Below are 18,191 nucleotides of genomic sequence, written 5' to 3'. Positions count from 1 at the left end.
GAAATCCTCTAGTGAGGAAAAGAGTAAGTTAATTTTCAAGAACTACAGATCCAGGTTGAACGAACTGATACACTACCACCATGATATAGACCTGGTACTCACCATTTCCGTAGAGAGGATCCATGGATATCTGCACTGGTTGGAAATACTCCATCCTAACCTGGGGCAGGGGAGTACCTAGGCTAACCCCTGAGGCTGTAATTTGTGTACTGAATGGGGCAATCACGGGATATCCCTGGCTCTGCAATCCCTCTACGAACATGTTCACGATCAGCGACTGATACGCCCTATGTGTCCACGCAAACGGGAAGGAATTGCTCACCAGCCCAACAAGTTCCTGAGCAAGTGTGGGATCTGATGAGAATTCGCTGGCGATCTGCGTCTCAGTCTGGTTCAAAAGCGTGATGTTCACGTAATCATTCACAGGATAGCCAGCGATCACGGTCATGGCTCCCATGGCCTTCCCTATATCACCGAGACTGGAGGTGTAACCCAGGAATTGTCCTCCCAGGTTAGTGGGGTAACCAAGGAACGCCTCCTGTCCCCTGTAAATGGTGACCGCGTCGTATGCCACAATATACGTGGGTATGGTGTAGTTGGGGTTTCCGTAAGGATAAACGTGGAAGTCCCTCTCCAGAACCTGGGCAGCGAAGGTCTCGTTGTTCAGGAAGATCTCCGCCATCAACTTGATCTGGGTATCGTTCAGGGTGTTGTTCTCATCAATCACGGTCTTATTACCCACAATCTCAATCCAGTAACCGTAGTCCCACCAGCTCAGAACGAAGGCGTGAGGTGAGGTCTGTGTCCTGAGCCAGTCCAGCGTGTTAATCCAGGCGTAGTTGGGCACCGGGTAGGGAGACGCGGACGTTATTATGGCGTTGGGTGTGTTGCTGGCCATGATAGCGGAACCTGCGTCGGCCACAAGAGATATGCCCACCACAGCCAGCAGGAGGATGGGCGCAACCCTCACCCTGGCCTCCCTCAGCTTGTTCACCACGAAATATACACCGGCACCTGCCAGGGGCGCAACCATGTACACGGTGTAGTTGAAGAGATAGGGCTGCTCTGACGTTCCGTAAATGCTCGCCACGCCCAGCACGAGGAGCCATATACCCGCAAGGTTCCCCTCCCTCAGGAAGTAATACATGCCCACGATGGACAGGAATATGGCAACTCCGAAGTCAGTAAGCATGGCTGTCAAGGACTGCGGTATGTACTCCGCCACCGTCCTGTCAATGGGTACTGTGAACTGGTAGAAGGGGTCCACGATGGCGTAATATCTGGAGGGAATTGGGGTGGCCCTGAGAGCTGAGAGACCGCCTATGGCCAGCACGAAAATCAGGACCAGGAAGGACGTCAGCAACAGCGACCTGGTCAGCGAGCTCTCCTTGGGCAAGATCTTCCTAAGGTAAAGCTCCACGAATAGGAGGAGAGAGACCAGAAGGAGGGATAAACCGTGAGCTGCCCCTGACAAAAATCCAATGTTGTTGGGAGCAAAGGACGTCAGGAACGCGGTCAGCACACCCATCAGGGTGAACGACTTGACAGTAACGTCGTTATTTCTATTGAGAAGAATAACCAGGAAAGCGGCAGCGAGAAGGCTGATGTCAATGTAGGTGTAACCTCCCCATGATATCTCAGCTAGGAACAGGGGTATAGACGCAAGTGCACCATACCACGGTTTCTTCCTCTCTATGGCGAGGTTCAACAGGTAAATGGAGAAGAGCACAAACACCCCTCCCCAGGAGGTCTTGGGGAGCCCTCCGACCAGGTTCTTGTATGTTAAGGCTGGGGATACCGCAATGACCAGGGCTCCCACTATTGCGCCTACCCTGCTCTTGGTGAGTCCGTCCACGGCGAGGTAGGTGGCCACAACCCCGAGCCCCGCCAGGGCCATATCCAGAAAGAGGACAACGGTGTAAACTGAGTTAACCCCAAAGGAGGAGTAGAAGGGGAGGGCGAGAAGCGCGGAAATGAAGGGGAGGCCTATGGTATCACCAAGCTCGATGAAGTAACCTGATGGGAACCAGGCGTGGACGTCAGGGGGTACGGCGTACCAGTTCCCGTGGGCCTGGGCAATCAGCACTGCATTGTAGAAGAGGTACCAGGAATCAAAGCCGTTTATTGAAAGGGGATAGGTGGCGCTAAGTCCGCGAATGGCAATGGAGATGATGGAGATACCCAGCACCACGATCATGTCCACAAGGGTTGTCTTCCTGAGAACGTTGGAAACTTCCTTGAGAGCCATTACGGGAATAGCGAATGGGATATAATTAAGCTTAATCCAGATTGGTGAATGTTGGCCCTACCTACTAGGTGATATGCATTGAACCCAACTAGGCCCTTGATGGGGACCTCCTCGCGGGGCTGGAGACGTTTAGGGGATATTCAGTTCAGAAAACTTGGTTAATATACTGGAACACATCGCTTGATAAAAACTGGACATGAGGTCCTTTCACAGGTGCTCCACCTCGCAACAAGACGCACTCGACTGATCCACGCGCTCTCCACACCCTCACCTCCCTTCAACCTTCTGCCAGGTTTCTGAACGAGTCACAAAATTTCACGCTAGTACTTTGTGGAAGTTTTTATCCATTGTTTTCTACCTCTATTTCATCTAAATCCAGATATTGGACCACATCAAGATTAAACTGATCATGATGTTCCTCGAAGAACCTCCTCACCTCCTCCCTTGCCTCCTCCACGTTGTTGAAGAACCTGTTCGCAAGGTGGAACTTCAGGTCCTTGAAGATCCTCTCCACAGGGTTTAGCTCTGGCGAGTACTTTGGGGTGAAAACGGGTCTCACTCCCCTTCTCCTGAACAGGTCCAGGATAGCCCCCGTCTTGTGGGAGGAGTGGTTGTCAAGGACGAGGTACTTGGTCTCCCTGCCCCACTTCCTCTCCATCCTGTAAACGAAGCTCTTCATGTTCTTGCTGGAGAGTTGTAGAGGGCGTACAGCACCTTCCTTGAAATGGCGTCAAGGGCGAGGAAGACGTAGAAGTGCTGGAAGCCCAGGTTCACCCTGATCCTGGGCCTGGAACCCCTCCTGGCGAGGCACCTCCTCACCGTGGTGCCCACCACCACCCTTGTCTCATCGAAGAACGCTATCCTGCGTCCCATCAGTTCCTTCACTTTTTTTAAAATCGCGGTGCTTCTCCACCTCGGCCCTGGCGTTCACCGGCCTGGGCGTCACGAAACCGTACCCCAGCTGGTGCACTACCCTGTAAAGGTGATACCTATTGTAAACTATCCCCCTCTTCCTCAGCTCAGCGTTCAGCGCCCTCATGGTCCACCCCTCCAGGTTGTATCCCAGCTCCCTGGGACTTGTCTCCAGCACCTTCTTCACCTCCTCGCTGGAGTACTTCCTGGGCCTACCCGACCTTGGCCTATCCCTCAACGCTCCGACCCCTCCCCTCTTGTACTTCGCGACCCACTTCTTCACCGTTGAGTACGAAACCCCGAGGACCTCGGCCACCCTGTACTCCCTGAACCCGTCCACGAGGTACATCTTCACCCCCAGTATTCTCTGCCTTATCCTAGCATTCTTTTCCTCCCTGTAAGTCTTCTCTAATTCCTCCACATTCTATATTAGTAATACCAAGATAAAAACTTTACCTAAGTACTAGCGAACAGACTGGAGTCCTTCATAATCAAGAAATCCTAGGTTTAAAACCCTCGAAATCGTATTTAATCACATGTTAAAGGAAGAGTTCCTGAAGCTGTTGAAGGAGGATAAGAATTTCCGTAAGGAGGTGGAGGAGTTGCTGGGAATATCCTCCGCCAGGACTGACGTGACTGACACCAGGGAGGAGATAAGGGAACTGGTTCAGTCAATCAAGGAGCTTAAGGAGATGGTCAAGGATCTGGAGGAGGCGCAGAGGAAGTCGGAGGAGAGGATGTCCAAGTTGGAGGAGAAGATGATGGAGTTGGCTGAGGCGCAGAGGAAAACGGAGGAGGCGCAGAGGAAGTCGGAGGAGAGGATGTCCAAGTTGGAGGAGAAGATGATGGAGTTGGCTGAGGCGCAGAGGAAGATGGAAGAGGTCCTTGGGACGTTAACGCGGACCGTTGGCCAGCTCACAGAGGAGATGAGGCAGATGAGGAGGGATATGGAGAGGATGAACAGGACTCTTGATAGCATCGGCAGGAGATGGGGTCTGGATTACGAGGAGCTCATCAGAGGATTCTTCAGCGACTTTGTGAAGCAGGAGGGGTTGGACTTCACTTACGTGAACAAGTTCACCTACAAGGACAGTACCGGGAAATACGGCAAGAAGGGGCTCAAGTACGAGATAGATATTCTGGCCAAGGACGACAAGGTCTATCTGGTTGAGGTGAAATCCTTTGCCGAAGAGGATGACGTGGAGTGGTTCGACAGGAAGAGCGACGTTGTGATAGACGTGCTGGGGATCAAGAATTTCGTGAAGCTGTTCCTTGCGGTTAACACGACCGAGGATACGGTCAAGGTGGCTGAGGAACTGGGAATCAGAATGATTTATGGGGGTATCATTGAGGAGAGGAAGAGGGAGGACTCAACTGGTAGCATGTGAATTTAAAGATCCCCTTTACCACCTTCCCGATATGACTTTGAATCTCGCCCTGAGCAAGATGAGCACAGTGTCGTCATGTTGACGTTTTTAAGGTTCAAGGAGTTCAATGCGAAGACACGAAGCCGTAAATTTTTGCAAGTTTGACGACACTATGGAGATGAGGAATCATCAAAACTACCGGTGTGCCCTCTCATCACCTGAACCTTACCAGGCGTTCCCCGTCCTCTCAGCTGAGATGGACTTTTAAACTTGAACTTCTTCTTCCCCCTATGAAATTCCCTAAGCTGGTCAAGGCCTATTGCCCCAAGTGCAAGACTCACACTGACCACTCCATTTCCCTTTACAAGGGAGGAAAGAGGAGGGAGCTAGCGGAGGGACAGAGGAGGTACAACAGGAAGAACTTGGGTTACGGGAGCACCAGAAAGCCAGTTCCCAAGAGGTTCGCCAAGGTCACAAAGAAGCAGACCCTCATGTTTAAGTGCCAGAAGTGCGGTTACACCTACTCCAAGCCCGGAATGAGGGTGAAGAAGCTTGAGCTGGTTGAGGTGATCAAATGAGGAAGACCAGGATCCTTATACCGGAGCCCGCCTCCCACTTTGTCCGCGTGAAGTGCACCAACTGCAACAACGAGCAGGTGGTTTACTCCAACTCCACTTTCCCCGCACGTTGCCTCGCCTGCGGGACCCAGCTCGTGTACCCCAGGGGCGGGAAAGCAAAAATAGTCGGGGAAGTACTAAGACAGCTAGGTTAAAATGATCTACAACAGGCATCCCCTACCCCGCGAGGGGGACATATTAATTGCCACCGTGAAGCAGGTTTTTGATTACGGTAGTTACGTCACCCTGGACGAGTACGGTGGGCTTCAGGCCTTCCTTCCCTGGAGCGAGATCAGCACAAGGTGGGTTAAGAACATAAGGGACGTGGTGAAGGAGGGGAGGAAGATTATCGTCAAGGTCATCAGGGTTGACCGCAAGAAGGGATCTGTTGACGTTTCACTCAAGAAGGTCAACGACGACGACAGGAGGAAGAAGAACGCCCAGTGGAAGAGGATACAGAAGACTGACAAGATCCTGGAGATTGTGGCGCAGAAGCTCAAGAAGAGCGAGAGGGAGGCATGGGAACAGGTTGCCTGGAAGCTTGAGGAGAGGTACGGAGACGTTTATGAGGCCCTTCAGAAGGCGTCTAAGGAGGGTGAGAAGGTTCTCCTGGACGCGGGAGTTCCAGAGATCTGGGTGAAGCCCATCCTTGAGGAGGCGAGCAAGCACGGGGAGGAGAAGAAGGTTAAGGAGAGCAAGGTGGTGCTGGTGAAGAGCCTGGTCCCTGACGGGGTTGAGAAGATAAGGAAGGTGTTTGACCTGGAGGATGAGGGTGACATAAGGATATTCACCATTGGAGCCCCGAGGTACAGGGTGGAGGTCTCTGGTAGCGACCCCAAGGCGGTGGCGCAGAGGCTCGAGGAGGTTGTGCAGAGGATACTGGAGAGGGCAAAGGAGGAGGGCGTGACCGCGGAGGTTGCCAAGTGAGGTTAATCAGGAAGTGCCCAAGGGACGGAGCATACACCCTTCATGAAAAGTGTCCCACGTGCGGTGCAGAGACTAAGCCGGCCCATCCCCCAAGGTTTTCTCCCGTGGACAGGATGGTTAAGTACAGGATCCTGGCGAGAAGGGGGAAGGTCTGCTAGGAGTTCACCTAGGATGGAATACCTGTGAAGTTGTGGAGCTCTCCCTTTACTTCTTTTAAACTTGGCCCCATATCCTCTCTGGGCTATGAAGAGCGATGGGCGGCTAGACCTGTGATGACACACTGCAGCACCGAGCCCTTCGTGTCAGTATTTTTGTGCAAAAATCAGACTGGGTGGTACCGAGGCACCGAAGAATCCCACCACCTCAGGGATTGACCACTACACAGGGTTAGCCAAACTCAAGTTCTGTCATCATGTCACGTATCTTAAGGTCCAGGGAATTCAGCGGGAAGTTATCACGTCATTAGACCAGTTTACACAAGTTTGACAAATCTATGAACTCAAGATATCTTGAACCTTCATCACTAGATTCTCTAGGCACTCATCACACGCGACAGGTGCCATACCTCAACCACATAGCTCTTTTACTTCTGGGGGTAGAAGTTACTTCGGGGGGTAGAAGTGCTATTCGATCCAGCACCAAAGGAGGATAGGAGAGACTTCTTTGACAGGGAGAGTGAGCTGAAGAAACTGAAAGCCCTCTCTTCGCCCATAGCCCTGACCCTTGGTTTGAGAAGGACGGGGAAATCCTCGCTAATAAGGATAGCCCTCAAGGAATTATCGTTCCCAAGCATATATCTGGATCTTAGAAGGTTCGACCGCAAGGTCTACATCTCCTACAGGGACTTCCTCCAGGAAGTGCAGAGGGAGGTCAACAGGCTGACCAGGGCTGATAACTCCCTGCTAAATTTCCTCAAACATGTACAGGGGGTTTCAATTCTGGGAAACGAGGTGAGGTTCAAGTGGGGCAAGGACGAGAGGCTCTCCTTCTCCTCCCTTCTGGAGGGGCTAGAGGGATGGGCCGAGGAACGTGTTACGAGGGTTATCCTTGCCATGGATGAGGCCCAGGAACTCAGGAGGCTGAGAGGAGCTAACCTTTTGCCCTCCCTTGCCTATTCATACGATAACCTGAGGAACGTGAGGTTCATCCTAGGAGGCTCCGAGATGGGGCTACTTTACGACTACCTGAGAGTTGAAGATCCAAGTGGCCCTCTTTACGGTAGGGCCTTCCTTGAGGTGAAGTTAAGCCCCTTCTCCAGGGAGGAGGCAATAGGGTTCCTGAGGAGGGGATTTCAGGAGCACTCTGTCCCCTTTGATAAACATGAGATGGTTTATGAGAGAATCGGAGGAATACCGGGGTGGCTAACCTACTTCGGTTACTATTACGTGCAGGAGAGGGATCTGAACGCGTCGTTGCAGAGAGCTCTCCAAACTGCGAAAAGGCTGATAAGGCAGGAGTTCGAGAACTTTCTAAGGGATAAGAGCCTGGCAAGGGAGAGATACCTTACGGTGATGAGGGTTATATCCAGATGTGCGTCGTGGGGCGAGGTGAAGAACGCCCTGGAGGCCAGGGAGGGCGTGGAGATAAGCGATTCGGAAATTTCAAACTTCTTGAGGCAGTTGATGAGGGCATCGTGGATAGTGAAGGAGAACGGGAGATATTGTCCGGCTGAGCCGTTAGTGGGAATCACCTTCTCAGGCTAAATGGGGACAGCGTGAACGTGGGGGGTAGAGAAGGAGGGTAAAAAGTTCGGAGAGCAGTTGTGTCAGTAACCGTCCAGGCTTCAGTCTCATGAGCTTTTCTTGTGCTCCTGGAAAACCCTTTGGGCAATTTCGTATACATACCTAGCAGATTCCAGCGCTTTCCTGCAATAGCTCTCGTCGTATAGCTCATCGGGTGGAATTCCCTCCTCCTCGTCACCGTAAAAGGAGGGGGACCTCTCCAGACTTAACCACCTGGAAATAAAGGAGATGTTCTCCACCTCTTTCTGTAGCCATGAGGGGAGTCTGTCTTTATTCCTGAGCAACTCCCTGGCAGGTTCGTGTATCTTTGGAACCTCCATCCCCAACAGCCTCAGTATGGACTTCACGCTAAGCTCTACCGCTTCCTGTGACGTTCTCACACAGAACGCGTGGTCCTCCTCAAGTGCGAGTTCGGCGTACTTCAATCTGAGCCTAGCCACCCTCAGGTACCCCTCAGCGAGGTCCACACTATTCAAGGGTGTAGACCTCCCCCGGCTTAACCTTCCTGAAGATGACGTAGTGCCTTCTCCCTTCCTTCACCCTCTCCGCTCCCAGTTCCTCCAGCCTCTTCCTCACCCTCTCGAATACCTGCTTCATGACGTCTCCTCTGTCATAAAGTATCACGGCATCAAACGCTACGTCTATGTAGAGGGCCCTGAACCTTGTGGCGGACTTCAAGTCTAGATAGATGGGCATCACCACTCCCTCATATCCCCTCTCCCTTAACTCCCTGTATAGGGTGTCCTCCAGGATCCTGTCAACTTCCACGATCCTGGTGACCACGTCGTACCTGTCCTCTATCGTGTCCAAGACCACCAGGAGATCGATGTCGCTCTCCCTCCTCTGCTCTCCCCTGGCGTAGGAGCCGAACAGCACCACGGATACCAGCTTATCACCGTAAACCTTCTTGAAGGCGTCAACTATTGAATTCCAATTCATGAAATTAAATGAACTCTCGGGATTAAATACGTTTTCAGCATTGAGCGTCACGTTCTGACAGGGCTAAGTGCTAGGGATGTGTGGCGAGAGGGTCGCTCTCATTTCACGTTCTAGACCACTCTCACATGAACTTCCTTGTGCTGGCGTTGCCTGAACGAGGTTCTTTACATTTTCTTCAAATGTTTACATCATCCTCGCTTCAAGTGCCATCACGGAACCGTTGTTAGAAATTTTTCCATTACAGAGATTTAAATCCTTTCATCATGTCACGTAGAGGAACGCCTAGAGGACTACTCCTGGATATCTCCGCCCAAAGGTGAAGTCTGTGCCAAAGATCTTGACCAACTTCTTGCGAGATCGTTACTCACGTAATTCCTAGATCCATAATCACTTTTGAGAGAGTCTGTCAAAAAAACTCCTTGAGGCCTTTGTCCTCCTTCAGTAGTTCATCTCTAAATTTATTAGCTAATATCATTAAAAAAGTAGATTTATCTCTTATATTCTTTTCTTTTTCAAAGAGATATCTCACCGCGAGTAACTGGGAAAGAAGGGCCTTCTCCCTGGAACCTCCAGATGAATAGATCACATTTATCACCTTGTTGAAGGCTTCCCTTTCCTTCTCCCTGGTCAACTCCTGTTGGACTCTCCTCCTGATGAAAGATGCCACCAGCTCGTCCAAGTTTTCGCTCTCCAGAAAATAATGATTTTCCTTCCATGATCCCTCCCTTCTGACATCTCCGTCAAAAAGCACGTAAACCTCATGTTTCAATCTTAGGTACTCCCTCTCCAGTTTAGGTACGTTGTCCTTGCCCTCAGCGTAACAGAGAACAGCCGTTTGAAACAGTTTCCATAACACCGTGAAGTTTAAATAGTTTGTATACAAATTTATTTACGATGCTAAGACCCAAAGAAGTATGCCAAATACTAGGAATCTCATACAGAACATTACAGGAATATGTAAAGAAGGGTGTAATAACACCAGAAAGACTACCATCCGGAAAAATGAGATTTAGAGAAGAGGATGTAGAGAAACTTGAGGGGATAATAAGAAAAAAGAAAATAGTACTCTACGCCAGAGTATCATCAAACGCACAAAAAGATGACTTAGTGAACCAGGTGAACCACTTAAAGGAAAAGGTACCAGAACACGACATCGTAATAACAGACATAGGATCTGGGCTGAATATGAAAAGAAAAGGGTTCCAAAGACTCTTGAAGATGATACTAAACAACGAAGTTAGCAAAATAGTGATAGCTTATCCAGACAGACTAGTAAGATTTGGGTTAGAAATACTCGAGCAAGTGTGCAAAGCACACGGTTGCGAAATAGTGGTGGAAAAAGAGGACAGGACGCCAGAGCAGGAATTAATTGAAGACCTAATCAGTATCCTGGTCTCGTTCTCTGGCGGAACGGGAGGTCATGAGCATGAAAAGGTGAAGAAATGTGCTGAGGAACTTAAGAATTAAAACGTTCATGACAGAAAAGGAATACGTACACCTCACGTATGCGATAAGAAATGAGGAGGAAAGAAGCAAAGAACTAATTCGTGCCTACGTGAACTTGTTAAACAAAGGGATAAAATACGTGTTTAACAAAATCAAAATAAAGGATAAAAGAGCAGAATTACCAAAAAAGAAGGAAATATACAAGGAGTTGAGAGAATACTTAATGAAAGAGAATGCACAAGGATTAGCAAAACACTACATAGATCAAGCTATTCATGATGTATACTCTATCCTTGACTCCTGGAGAAGAAGATTTGAGAAGGGAAGAAGTGAATTCAAACCACCACTTGTGAAGAAGGGTTATGTAAGAGCAAAAACAACGCTAAGAAAAATCATTGGTAAGAGCGTTAGGATAACCGTGAAACCACGCGAGTACATCACCTATTCCTGGGATAGAAGATGGTTCTCTGAAAGAGTGGAAGGAATGGAGTTAACAGAACCGGTGATCAAGGAGGATAAAGTGTACCTGGTGTTTAGAAAAGAATTACCAACAACCACGCCACCTGAAACTGTTGCATTTGATTCTAATCTCTTTTCACTCGACGGTTACGATGGCGAGAAGTTTATCACGATCTCTCTGAAGCAACTTTACTCCTTGAAGTACGTCATGCAAATGAAGAGGGCTAAGGTACAGTCTGTAGCCTCTAAGAAGCTGAAGGGTGGTAGGAGACTCTTGATGAAGTACTCTCATCGCGAGAGGAATAGGGTTAACGATTTGATTAACAAGCTGGCTAACTTCATTCTTGAATTGTATAATAATCATGTTTTAGTCTTCGAAAAGTTAAATAAGCAAGGTATGTTTGGTAATGCTAGTGAGTCTTTATCCAAAAAGTTATCTAGGACTGTTTGGAGGAAGTTAGTTAACACGTTGAAATACAAGGCTCCTCTATACGGTTGTAAAGTGGTGGAAGTGAACCCGCACCTCACATCCAGGTCTTGCCCCAGATGTGGATGGGTTTCCCGAACGGTTGGCAAGACCTTCAGGTGCGGGAGGTGCGGGTTCACCCTTGATAGGCAATTCAACGCTTCACTTAACATTATGAAGAGGTTCTTATCTAAATTCAACCTCAAGATGTGGGGGTTTCCTCACCGTAAGGTGAGTGGGGTTATCCCCCTAATGGGAGTGAGAAGGATGAACGGTTCAATCCGCGACTTCGGTGAACTCCAAGGGTCGAGAATTGAATACAAAGTATATGAAATTCAATGAGACCTAAACCCCAGATTGTTTATGGCATAACAATTTTCAGCATTGGTCTCCATTATCCTGCTGGCCATATCATTGAGTTCTTCAATTTTCCTGGCGTCGGTGATACCTAACAACCCCAGGAGAAAGTAAAGATCGTCCTTCCCTTCAACGATGAAGATCCTTGTTATGAATCTTCACCCTCGAAGATCGACCTTCAGTACCTTAACTGCCTCCCTTATTTCCTCCCCAGTATAAGTCTTCACCATTACCTTACCGTCTTCCGCCTTTCTGAACCTCCACAGCTTCACATCATGTGGAGAGGAGCTCAGAAATCTGATGAACTCCAGGGACTGTGTTGTCACAAACCACTGCGACCTAGAATCGCGCATTAAATCCATCACCTTGAACATCAGCTTGAGATGGAGGTGATTCTCTACATTATCATAAAGTATTACATCGTGAGATGTTGACAGCGCCAGGAGGATGTAAGCCGAGTAACCGCTACCTAGTAGCTGAATGTTCATTCTCCCTTTCTTACCTTCAAAAACAATGCTATTTCTTCCAAGCTCATCTGGGAAAAACCCAACAAATTTGAAGCCTTCGCTGTTAATTTTCTCCACTATATCTTCCACAGGGTTCTTTATGATCTTGAGGAAATCGTACACGAATTGCGGAGTAATGGGATTGGGTAGAGAGAATGAAACGAAGTCCACATTCCTGGGGGGCACGCTGTTATTTCTGGAAAACGATATTATCACTGAGGAAAGGTTGGTGGTAGATTGAACATATGGTATATCAAACCTTAGCATGGATCTATAGTTACCGACCTCCGCGATTATCCCTCTGGTGTATTCTGGGTTAACTTGGTTCTCATTTGGTAGTGGGGCGAACTGCCTTATCTCATCCAGCGTGGCGCTCCTGACCTTCATCCCATCAATCTCGAGGTCTAGATCACCATTAACCAGGTAGTACAACCACAGTTCCTCCATTCTCAAGGTTGTTGCCAGTTTAAGCTTGGACTGAAATTCTGAGGTTACTCCCAGCAGACCTGCTGAAAGGGCCTCTAAAAAAGAGGTTTTCAGGCTGCCGTTGGGACCTGTGATCACGTTTATCTTACCAGGTGACAGGACCAGAGTCTTCCCGTCCTCATCGATGAACTCAAAGCCCCTTATCCTGTTCACCGCAACGCGCTTAACAGTCAAGTCAGCGTTAAGAGATTCCATATGTGAAGACTGTACACCTGAAATAAATCTTTGCGGGATGAGACATTATGGGGATAATGCAATCCTTTGACAAATGTTAAATTGAATGAAGTCCTACCGGGATCGTCCATGGATGGATCAAGGGTAGGACTCTCTCAATGCCCGCTTCCTGGTCCAGTCCTTCACACTCCTTGGGCGTCGAGTGATGTCCGGACCGCCTGACCAATTCGCGTGACATCACACTAGTTCCTTAATTGCGTAATAAGTGGCCAGGTTGTCCTGTACTGCCACCCCAACGCTCTTAAAGATGGATGGCCTTTCCACCCTGATTCCCTTAACCAGTATCTCCCCAAGCTCCAGCACCTTTGCACCCAGTGCACCACTCCTGGCTGGCTGAATGTAATCCCCGCTCTCCCTGGAAACCGCCTCAAGGGAGTCAACAATGTATGTCCTAGCCCTCCTGATCGCGTCGTCATCAAGTTCCCTTGCATCGGGAGTGTGAGCCCCTATGCTGGCCACGTGAAACCCATCCTTCAGGAGACTGCCCTTCACCACGGGAGAGGTGGAGGAAGTGGTTGCGAAGATCACATCTGCCTCCCTGAGGAGGGTATCCAACTCCACCGCCTCCGCCCCTGTCCTCCTGGCAAGCTCCACGTGACTCTTCCTGGCAGTCACGAGAACCCTTGAGGGGGAGAGGTAGCCCTGAGCCATCCTTATGTGAAACTCGGCCTCCTGACCTGCACCTATCACCCCCAGAACGCCCACCTTCCTTCCCACGGCAATTTCCGTGGACAGGACTGAGGTGGCGGAGGTCCTCAGTGCGGTCAGCGTTGCGCCCGGCAGGACGGCGAGGGGTTCTGCCGTGTCTGGGGAAAGGGCCAGAACTGCACCGTTCACAGATGGAAGGCCCCTCTCCCTGTTACCTGGTATCACTGCAACCACCTTCACGGTGAAGAGGTACCTGGTCTTGCACGGCATTACCCCCCACCAGTCCCCTTTCTGTGTGACCACTGTCCTCTGCGGAGAGATCACCTCTCCCCTCCATAGAAGGGAGAATGCCTCCTTCATTGCAGAAACCGCCTTCTCGGGGGGCAGAAGGTTCAGGAGATCCTGATCAGTGAGAACTTTCATGGATCTCGATAGACCAGGGAAGTTAAAAAGGAAATTGATGGAGCTCACGTACTCCTCGTTAGAGGTTCTCAAGGTATCTGGAAAGGACTGAGATCAGGGCCTTATCCTGAGCTGGGGTGAGATTTCCCCCGAAATAGAACAGGTCGGCCTCGGCATACCCCCTGTGCACTATGATAATTGTGGTCTTGTTCCCGTTAATTGTTTGCATGTAATTGGAGCTCACCACGTTCTGTAACTGGAGCACCACCACGTAGAGGTGATACCCTGTACCGTTTACGTACTCCACAAGCCCTGACTTGACCTGAGAGGGGAGATAAATGCCTACCCCGAGGAGGGCTAGGGTAGTGTTGAGGGTGTTCCCGGATTGCTGGTGAATGATAACGTTTCCATCAACCAGTTTGAAGGTTCCGCTGGTGGGAAGTATCTCACCTGGACCGAAGGTGGAGTTTATGAAGGTTTGATTGAGTGGAAGGGGTGGCGAGCTCTGGTGAAGGAAGAGGACGAGCAACGCGACTACTATTACCAAGGCAACACCGACTGGAATCAGCAACCTCTTCATAGGGGTTCAATAGAAGGGGTGTATTAAACGTTTTTCAGGATGAGACGTGCATATCGGGGAACATGAATACTTGTCCAACGAGGGCTTTCAGCAAGGTATCATGAAAAATCATGTGATGCGTCAGTGCCTTCAACTTGTAATGCATAACCCGAATGCTCGCAGACGCACGAATCAGAGCCTCAGCTGTTCATCCTGTTGAATATCCTTTCCAGAGTAGTTGCAACCTGTCCCGCACTTGGTCTCCTGCCGGGATCCGGATTAACCATGGCCTTTATCATGTTGGCCAGTTCCGGCTCCACCCCCGACAGAGTTAAGCTTGCGTAAAATCTCTGGTATTCCCTGGATGCCTGATCCAGCATGTAACTGAAGTTACCCCTGTTCAGGTATTCATCCACTGCACCGTCCATGAGCTTCACCACCTCAGGAGGGTTAAGGATTTGCCCGGTGAGCATCTTGTACCCTGTGGCGCCAAGGGCGTAAATGTCCATCTTGGGGCTTGCTCCGCTCCTCAAAAGGAGGGCCTGGACCTGATCCACAGGACAGTACTCCGCTGTGTACTGGTCCAGAACAGCGCCGATCTTCTTGGACGCGCCCAGGTCACCAAGCTTCGCCTTCACCCTTCCCGTCATCAGGTTTCCCATCACCTCATCACCGCTCCTTCCGGGCGGAGAGGAGAAGAAGATGTTCTTTGTCTTCACGTCCAGGTGGACATACCCTTCGCTGTGGACCACGTTCAGTGCCCTGGCTACCCTCATGAGGATGAAGGTCACAATTCTTTCCCACTTCTCGGAGTAGAACACTGCCTGCTCCTTCAGGAGCGAATCCACGTCTCCGCCTCCCATGAACTCCATCACCATGGCCGGGGGAGACTTGAGGTAAACCTCGACCTTACCGGAAAGGATCTCAGTTATCGCTGTCCTGTCCACAAAAATACCGTACAGGGTTACCATATCCTCGGTCTTGGTGGAGATCTCCTGCAGTTTTGAGGATTCCCCAGCCATATCGGCAAAGGTGGTCTTGCTCAGCCTGGTCTTCTCTCCCTGGGAGGCAGGGGAGATGAAGGGAATCTTTATGGCATAGGGCTGACCCCCTCTCTCTGCCAGAAGCACGTAGGCCGTACCGCCCTTGCCCACAACCCTCTTCACCTGATAACCGTAAATTTCCCTGTTCACCCACACTGAGGGATCCCACTGACTCAGAGGGGGTAAGTTCAATTTCTCCTGCTGGGGAGGGGCGGTTGCAGGGGATATTATTCTCCTGGCCGTTTCCCTGGTTTTCTCGCTGGTCCCCTTGGCCAGAACGAGACCTGCCAGCTTCTCGGCGTTCTCCCTGTCCCTCTTCTCCAGTGTCAGAAGGAGCGGATCCACGTTGTTTGGAAGATTTCCAGAGGAGAGGATGCACTGAACGAATCCCTTCAGATCCTGGCAGGAACCGTAGTCGACGTTATAGTTGGAAATTAACCATAGGAGAACTGTGCAGTTCTTATCCCTTGAGAACTGACAGGCCAGGGAACTGGGAGAAATTCCCAGGGAGTTGAGGAAGCTAACGTACCTCCTGGCGGTGCTATATCTCTTGAGCTTTACTGACTCCACAAGCCTGGCCTTAACCTTATCAGGGTCGGTCAATCCCCTGGGTATAACTGATCCTCCAGCCCCTGTCAAGAGGAGGGAAAGGAGCGCATAACCTAGGGAGAGCAAGAAAAGGAGTGCCCCGAGGGCCAGAGAGGCGGTGGAGGTGAAGAGACCCAGGGGAACTGGATTAACCCTGAATCTGGGAAAGAGACTGATGGGGATGAGAACCAGCGATGCCCCGGCCAGTACCAAGAGCGAGGTAGAGAAACCTCCTCCCAGGGTGTAACTGAAGGCCAAGAGCCATAGGGAACCCAGCACAGGGATTGAGGGATATGTTAATCCCACTGACCTCAGGGCCTGATAGGGCTTTGTGTCCGGGGAGTAGCTCAGCATGAGGAGCCCTGCAAGGCCCATGGAGGAGAGGAACACGGAGATCAATCCTGTACTGGAGTGAAGTTCAGAGATAAGGGTGTCCGGTATTACTGAGAGGTTTCCTCCACTCAACGAGACCAGGAGGGAAATGAACTGATTTCCCAGGAAGAGATAGGAGATCAGGGGTAATACGACGATTATGTAAAGGAGGAAGGAGAAAACGAAGGTCTTCCATCTACCCCTGTGTGTGAAGAGAACTATTGACGCGATGAGGAGGATAAGTGCGGTAAGGAAAGAGAGTGCGTACCCCGTAACCGTTCCCAGCTCTCCGCCCTGTTTCTCAAGGTTAAGCGCTATCAGGGTCAACCCGAGCCAGAGCGAGGTGGCTAGGCCGTACGCCTTCATGCTGTGTTTGAGAACAGATGCCAGAGAGATGAAGAGGATAAATAACAAGGGTAACCCAGCCGTCAAAAGCGGGGTTATCCCATTCAGATTCACTCCTGCGCCTCTATAAAAATAGAGAAAGGCAATGGCCAATGCCTCCAAGGACCCAGCAATCTTTAAGGCGGATGACCATTTTGCCAGCAAGCCATAACTAAATTTCATCCTTGGAATCTAGAATTTTCAGAGGTAATAAAGGTTGAGAGTATAACCATACGTGACGCGTCTCTCATGTAGACAGCTGAAACTCGTGATAGGTATCAAAATCCTGGCCATTTCATGACAGGAGCTTGAGAGTACTGTGCCTAGTTTACTGTTTGATACCAAAGGAATACTAGGATGAGAGTTCAGGATCATCTACAAAATTCGACGAGGCCTGCTGAATGGTGGATAACTGGGTTAAGATAACTGGGGAACAAAAGCTTTAAATGAACGTGGGGTCGATTTTAAGACAACAAGGATAGAGGGCCCGTAGCTTAGCCAGGTTAGAGCGCCCGGCTGATAACTTCTGTCAGAGACCGGGAGGTCGAGGGTTCAAATCCCTCCGGGCCCACTTTCTTCTAGGGTTTGTACATTTTCCTTAAAGTATCAAGGAGGCTCGTTGCTATCAGGATAGCTTCCCTGGCTTCTTCCGTCACAGACCTCTCGTCGTAATCCGCTTTCTTCCTGAGTGTGTAAAGGTGCAGGAAATCCTCAGCCTCAGAACTGAATCCCATATGCTTCAGCACATTTGCGAGTTTGTCATCAAGGCGTGGAACCTCAACCTTCATTGTCTCAAGGATGGACTCCAGTTCCCTCCTCACAGAGAAGTACAGCGCTGATACCGCCTTGTTCAGGTTTTGTATTTGAATATCCTTTCTAGCTTCATTTAGCAGTACTTCCGATTTCTTCGAATTCATGAATTAACTCCTCCTCTCCTTCCTCAACGAGGTAGTAACTAATTGTGCAGTTGTATCTATCGTTGACTAGGAGAGCAGACCTGGCCACTAGTCTCCTCACCTGTTCATCGATTTTCTTCACCACGACCAGCACGTTGCTGTCCCGATGGTATCTGTTTCCCAGGAAAATGAGCCTTGTCGTGTTGTCCTTGACTCTTTTGCTGAATTCCCTGAAGGCCTCTTGGCAATCACTGATCGCGATCTCCTCCCTGTTCTTGAACAGGTTTATGGTCTCCGTATCCTTCTCCTCTGTGAGGTAGTAACTAATTGTGCAGTTGTATCTATCGTTGACTAGGAGAGCAGACCTGGCCACTAGTCTCCTCACCTGTTCATCGATTTTCTTCACCACGACCAGCACGTTGCTGTCCCTAATCCAAGAATCCTCATCCAGTCCTAAGATCATGACAAGGTTAGGTCCAAGCGATTCTATTAGCAGGGTTGAGAACTCGTGAAGGGCCAGATTCCACTCGTTATTGAGAAGCCTGTACACTGATTAATAATGGAACAAAGGGATAAAAAACAAGAGGTAGATC

At 50.0% G+C, this 18,191-nt stretch carries 21 protein-coding genes and 1 tRNA gene; 9 read left to right on the top strand and 13 right to left on the bottom strand.

Features of this window, described 5'->3' with window-relative positions; translation table 11 throughout:
* Window positions 1–28: 28 nt before the first annotated feature.
* The 4 genes from QVC96_RS13775 to QVC96_RS13760 form a co-directional block, all read right to left on the bottom strand.
* Window positions 29–2,248 (bottom strand): peptide transporter, encoded by a 2,220-nt coding sequence (locus QVC96_RS13775; protein WP_287689573.1) that lies wholly within the window; start codon window positions 2,246–2,248, stop codon window positions 29–31.
* A 340-nt stretch (window positions 2,249–2,588) separates the two neighbouring features.
* Window positions 2,589–2,927 (bottom strand): transposase, encoded by a 339-nt coding sequence (locus QVC96_RS13770; RefSeq protein WP_287688789.1) that lies wholly within the window; start codon window positions 2,925–2,927, stop codon window positions 2,589–2,591.
* Window positions 2,924–3,121 carry a hypothetical protein gene (locus QVC96_RS13765; RefSeq protein ID WP_287688932.1) on the bottom strand — a complete coding sequence of 66 codons (198 nt, stop codon included), beginning with the start codon at window positions 3,119–3,121 and terminating at the stop codon, window positions 2,924–2,926. Before QVC96_RS13765 ends, QVC96_RS13770 begins: the two co-directional genes overlap by 4 nt.
* On the bottom strand, window positions 3,093–3,581 hold the full coding sequence (locus QVC96_RS13760; RefSeq protein ID WP_287689274.1) for a helix-turn-helix domain-containing protein: 489 nt from the start codon (window positions 3,579–3,581) through the stop codon (window positions 3,093–3,095). Before QVC96_RS13760 ends, QVC96_RS13765 begins: the two co-directional genes overlap by 29 nt.
* 115 nt (window positions 3,582–3,696) lie before the next feature.
* On the opposite strand from QVC96_RS13760, the gene QVC96_RS13755 reads away from it, so the two are divergent.
* The 6 genes from QVC96_RS13755 (at window position 3,697) to QVC96_RS13730 (ending at window position 7,774) form a co-directional block, all read left to right on the top strand.
* On the top strand, window positions 3,697–4,548 hold the full coding sequence (locus QVC96_RS13755; protein ID WP_287689572.1) for a DUF3782 domain-containing protein: 852 nt from the start codon (window positions 3,697–3,699) through the stop codon (window positions 4,546–4,548).
* A gap of 269 nt (window positions 4,549–4,817) precedes the next feature.
* Window positions 4,818–5,105 carry a 50S ribosomal protein L44e gene (locus QVC96_RS13750; RefSeq protein WP_238025890.1) on the top strand — a complete coding sequence of 96 codons (288 nt, stop codon included), beginning with the start codon at window positions 4,818–4,820 and terminating at the stop codon, window positions 5,103–5,105.
* A complete protein-coding gene (locus QVC96_RS13745) occupies window positions 5,102–5,299 on the top strand; it encodes a 30S ribosomal protein S27e (RefSeq protein WP_238025891.1) in 198 nt (65 codons plus the stop codon). Before QVC96_RS13750 ends, QVC96_RS13745 begins: the two co-directional genes overlap by 4 nt.
* A gap of 1 nt (window position 5,300) precedes the next feature.
* Complete coding sequence (locus QVC96_RS13740; RefSeq protein ID WP_287689571.1) at window positions 5,301–6,071, top strand: translation initiation factor IF-2 subunit alpha; 771 nt, start codon at window positions 5,301–5,303, stop codon at window positions 6,069–6,071.
* Window positions 6,068–6,229 carry an RNA-protein complex protein Nop10 gene (locus QVC96_RS13735; RefSeq protein ID WP_287689570.1) on the top strand — a complete coding sequence of 54 codons (162 nt, stop codon included), beginning with the start codon at window positions 6,068–6,070 and terminating at the stop codon, window positions 6,227–6,229. Before QVC96_RS13740 ends, QVC96_RS13735 begins: the two co-directional genes overlap by 4 nt.
* Before the next feature lie 462 nt (window positions 6,230–6,691).
* The gene (locus QVC96_RS13730; protein WP_287689569.1) at window positions 6,692–7,774 is read left to right on the top strand and encodes an AAA family ATPase; all 1,083 of its coding nucleotides are present in this window, start codon (window positions 6,692–6,694) and stop codon (window positions 7,772–7,774) included.
* An 86-nt stretch (window positions 7,775–7,860) separates the two neighbouring features.
* Here QVC96_RS13730 and QVC96_RS13725 read toward each other — a convergent pair whose 3' ends face one another.
* From QVC96_RS13725 to QVC96_RS13715, 3 genes are all read right to left on the bottom strand, one after another.
* The gene (locus QVC96_RS13725; protein WP_287690522.1) at window positions 7,861–8,280 is read right to left on the bottom strand and encodes a HEPN domain-containing protein; all 420 of its coding nucleotides are present in this window, start codon (window positions 8,278–8,280) and stop codon (window positions 7,861–7,863) included.
* 1 nt (window position 8,281) lies between these two features.
* Complete coding sequence (locus tag QVC96_RS13720; RefSeq protein ID WP_287689568.1) at window positions 8,282–8,752, bottom strand: nucleotidyltransferase domain-containing protein; 471 nt, start codon at window positions 8,750–8,752, stop codon at window positions 8,282–8,284.
* A 406-nt stretch (window positions 8,753–9,158) separates the two neighbouring features.
* Window positions 9,159–9,635, bottom strand: a complete 477-nt coding sequence (locus tag QVC96_RS13715) for a hypothetical protein (RefSeq protein WP_287689567.1) — start codon at window positions 9,633–9,635, stop codon at window positions 9,159–9,161.
* An 11-nt stretch (window positions 9,636–9,646) separates the two neighbouring features.
* Between QVC96_RS13715 and QVC96_RS13710 the strand changes: the two genes are divergently transcribed.
* Window positions 9,647–10,219, top strand: a complete 573-nt coding sequence (locus QVC96_RS13710) for an IS607 family transposase (protein WP_287689566.1) — start codon at window positions 9,647–9,649, stop codon at window positions 10,217–10,219.
* A complete protein-coding gene (locus tag QVC96_RS13705) occupies window positions 10,197–11,465 on the top strand; it encodes a transposase (RefSeq protein WP_287689565.1) in 1,269 nt (422 codons plus the stop codon). Before QVC96_RS13710 ends, QVC96_RS13705 begins: the two co-directional genes overlap by 23 nt.
* Before the next feature lie 173 nt (window positions 11,466–11,638).
* Here QVC96_RS13705 and QVC96_RS13700 read toward each other — a convergent pair whose 3' ends face one another.
* From QVC96_RS13700 to QVC96_RS13685, 4 genes are all read right to left on the bottom strand, one after another.
* Entirely contained in the window at window positions 11,639–12,667 is a 1,029-nt protein-coding gene (locus tag QVC96_RS13700; protein ID WP_287689564.1) for an AAA family ATPase, read from the bottom strand.
* Window positions 12,668–12,883: 216 nt separating this feature from the next.
* Window positions 12,884–13,777 carry an ornithine cyclodeaminase family protein gene (locus tag QVC96_RS13695; protein WP_287689563.1) on the bottom strand — a complete coding sequence of 298 codons (894 nt, stop codon included), beginning with the start codon at window positions 13,775–13,777 and terminating at the stop codon, window positions 12,884–12,886.
* Window positions 13,778–13,835: 58 nt separating this feature from the next.
* Complete coding sequence (locus QVC96_RS13690; protein WP_287689562.1) at window positions 13,836–14,336, bottom strand: hypothetical protein; 501 nt, start codon at window positions 14,334–14,336, stop codon at window positions 13,836–13,838.
* 179 nt (window positions 14,337–14,515) lie between these two features.
* Window positions 14,516–16,885, bottom strand: a complete 2,370-nt coding sequence (locus QVC96_RS13685) for a protein kinase domain-containing protein (protein ID WP_287689561.1) — start codon at window positions 16,883–16,885, stop codon at window positions 14,516–14,518.
* A gap of 300 nt (window positions 16,886–17,185) precedes the next feature.
* Between QVC96_RS13685 and QVC96_RS13680 the strand changes: the two genes are divergently transcribed.
* Window positions 17,186–17,273: transfer RNA gene (locus QVC96_RS13680), tRNA-Ile, on the top strand.
* A gap of 7 nt (window positions 17,274–17,280) precedes the next feature.
* Here the strand turns inward: QVC96_RS13680 and QVC96_RS13675 are convergent.
* Both QVC96_RS13675 and QVC96_RS13670 read right to left on the bottom strand, forming a co-directional pair.
* A complete protein-coding gene (locus QVC96_RS13675) occupies window positions 17,281–17,619 on the bottom strand; it encodes a HEPN domain-containing protein (protein ID WP_287689560.1) in 339 nt (112 codons plus the stop codon).
* Entirely contained in the window at window positions 17,585–18,148 is a 564-nt protein-coding gene (locus QVC96_RS13670; protein WP_287689559.1) for a hypothetical protein, read from the bottom strand. Before QVC96_RS13670 ends, QVC96_RS13675 begins: the two co-directional genes overlap by 35 nt.
* Between the last annotated feature and the right edge of the window lie 43 nt (window positions 18,149–18,191).

Source organism: Metallosphaera javensis (ex Sakai et al. 2022) (assembly GCA_021654415.1).
Lineage (GTDB): Archaea > Thermoproteota > Thermoprotei_A > Sulfolobales > Sulfolobaceae > Metallosphaera > Metallosphaera javensis.
This window is presented reverse-complemented; position numbering and strand designations above follow the sequence as displayed.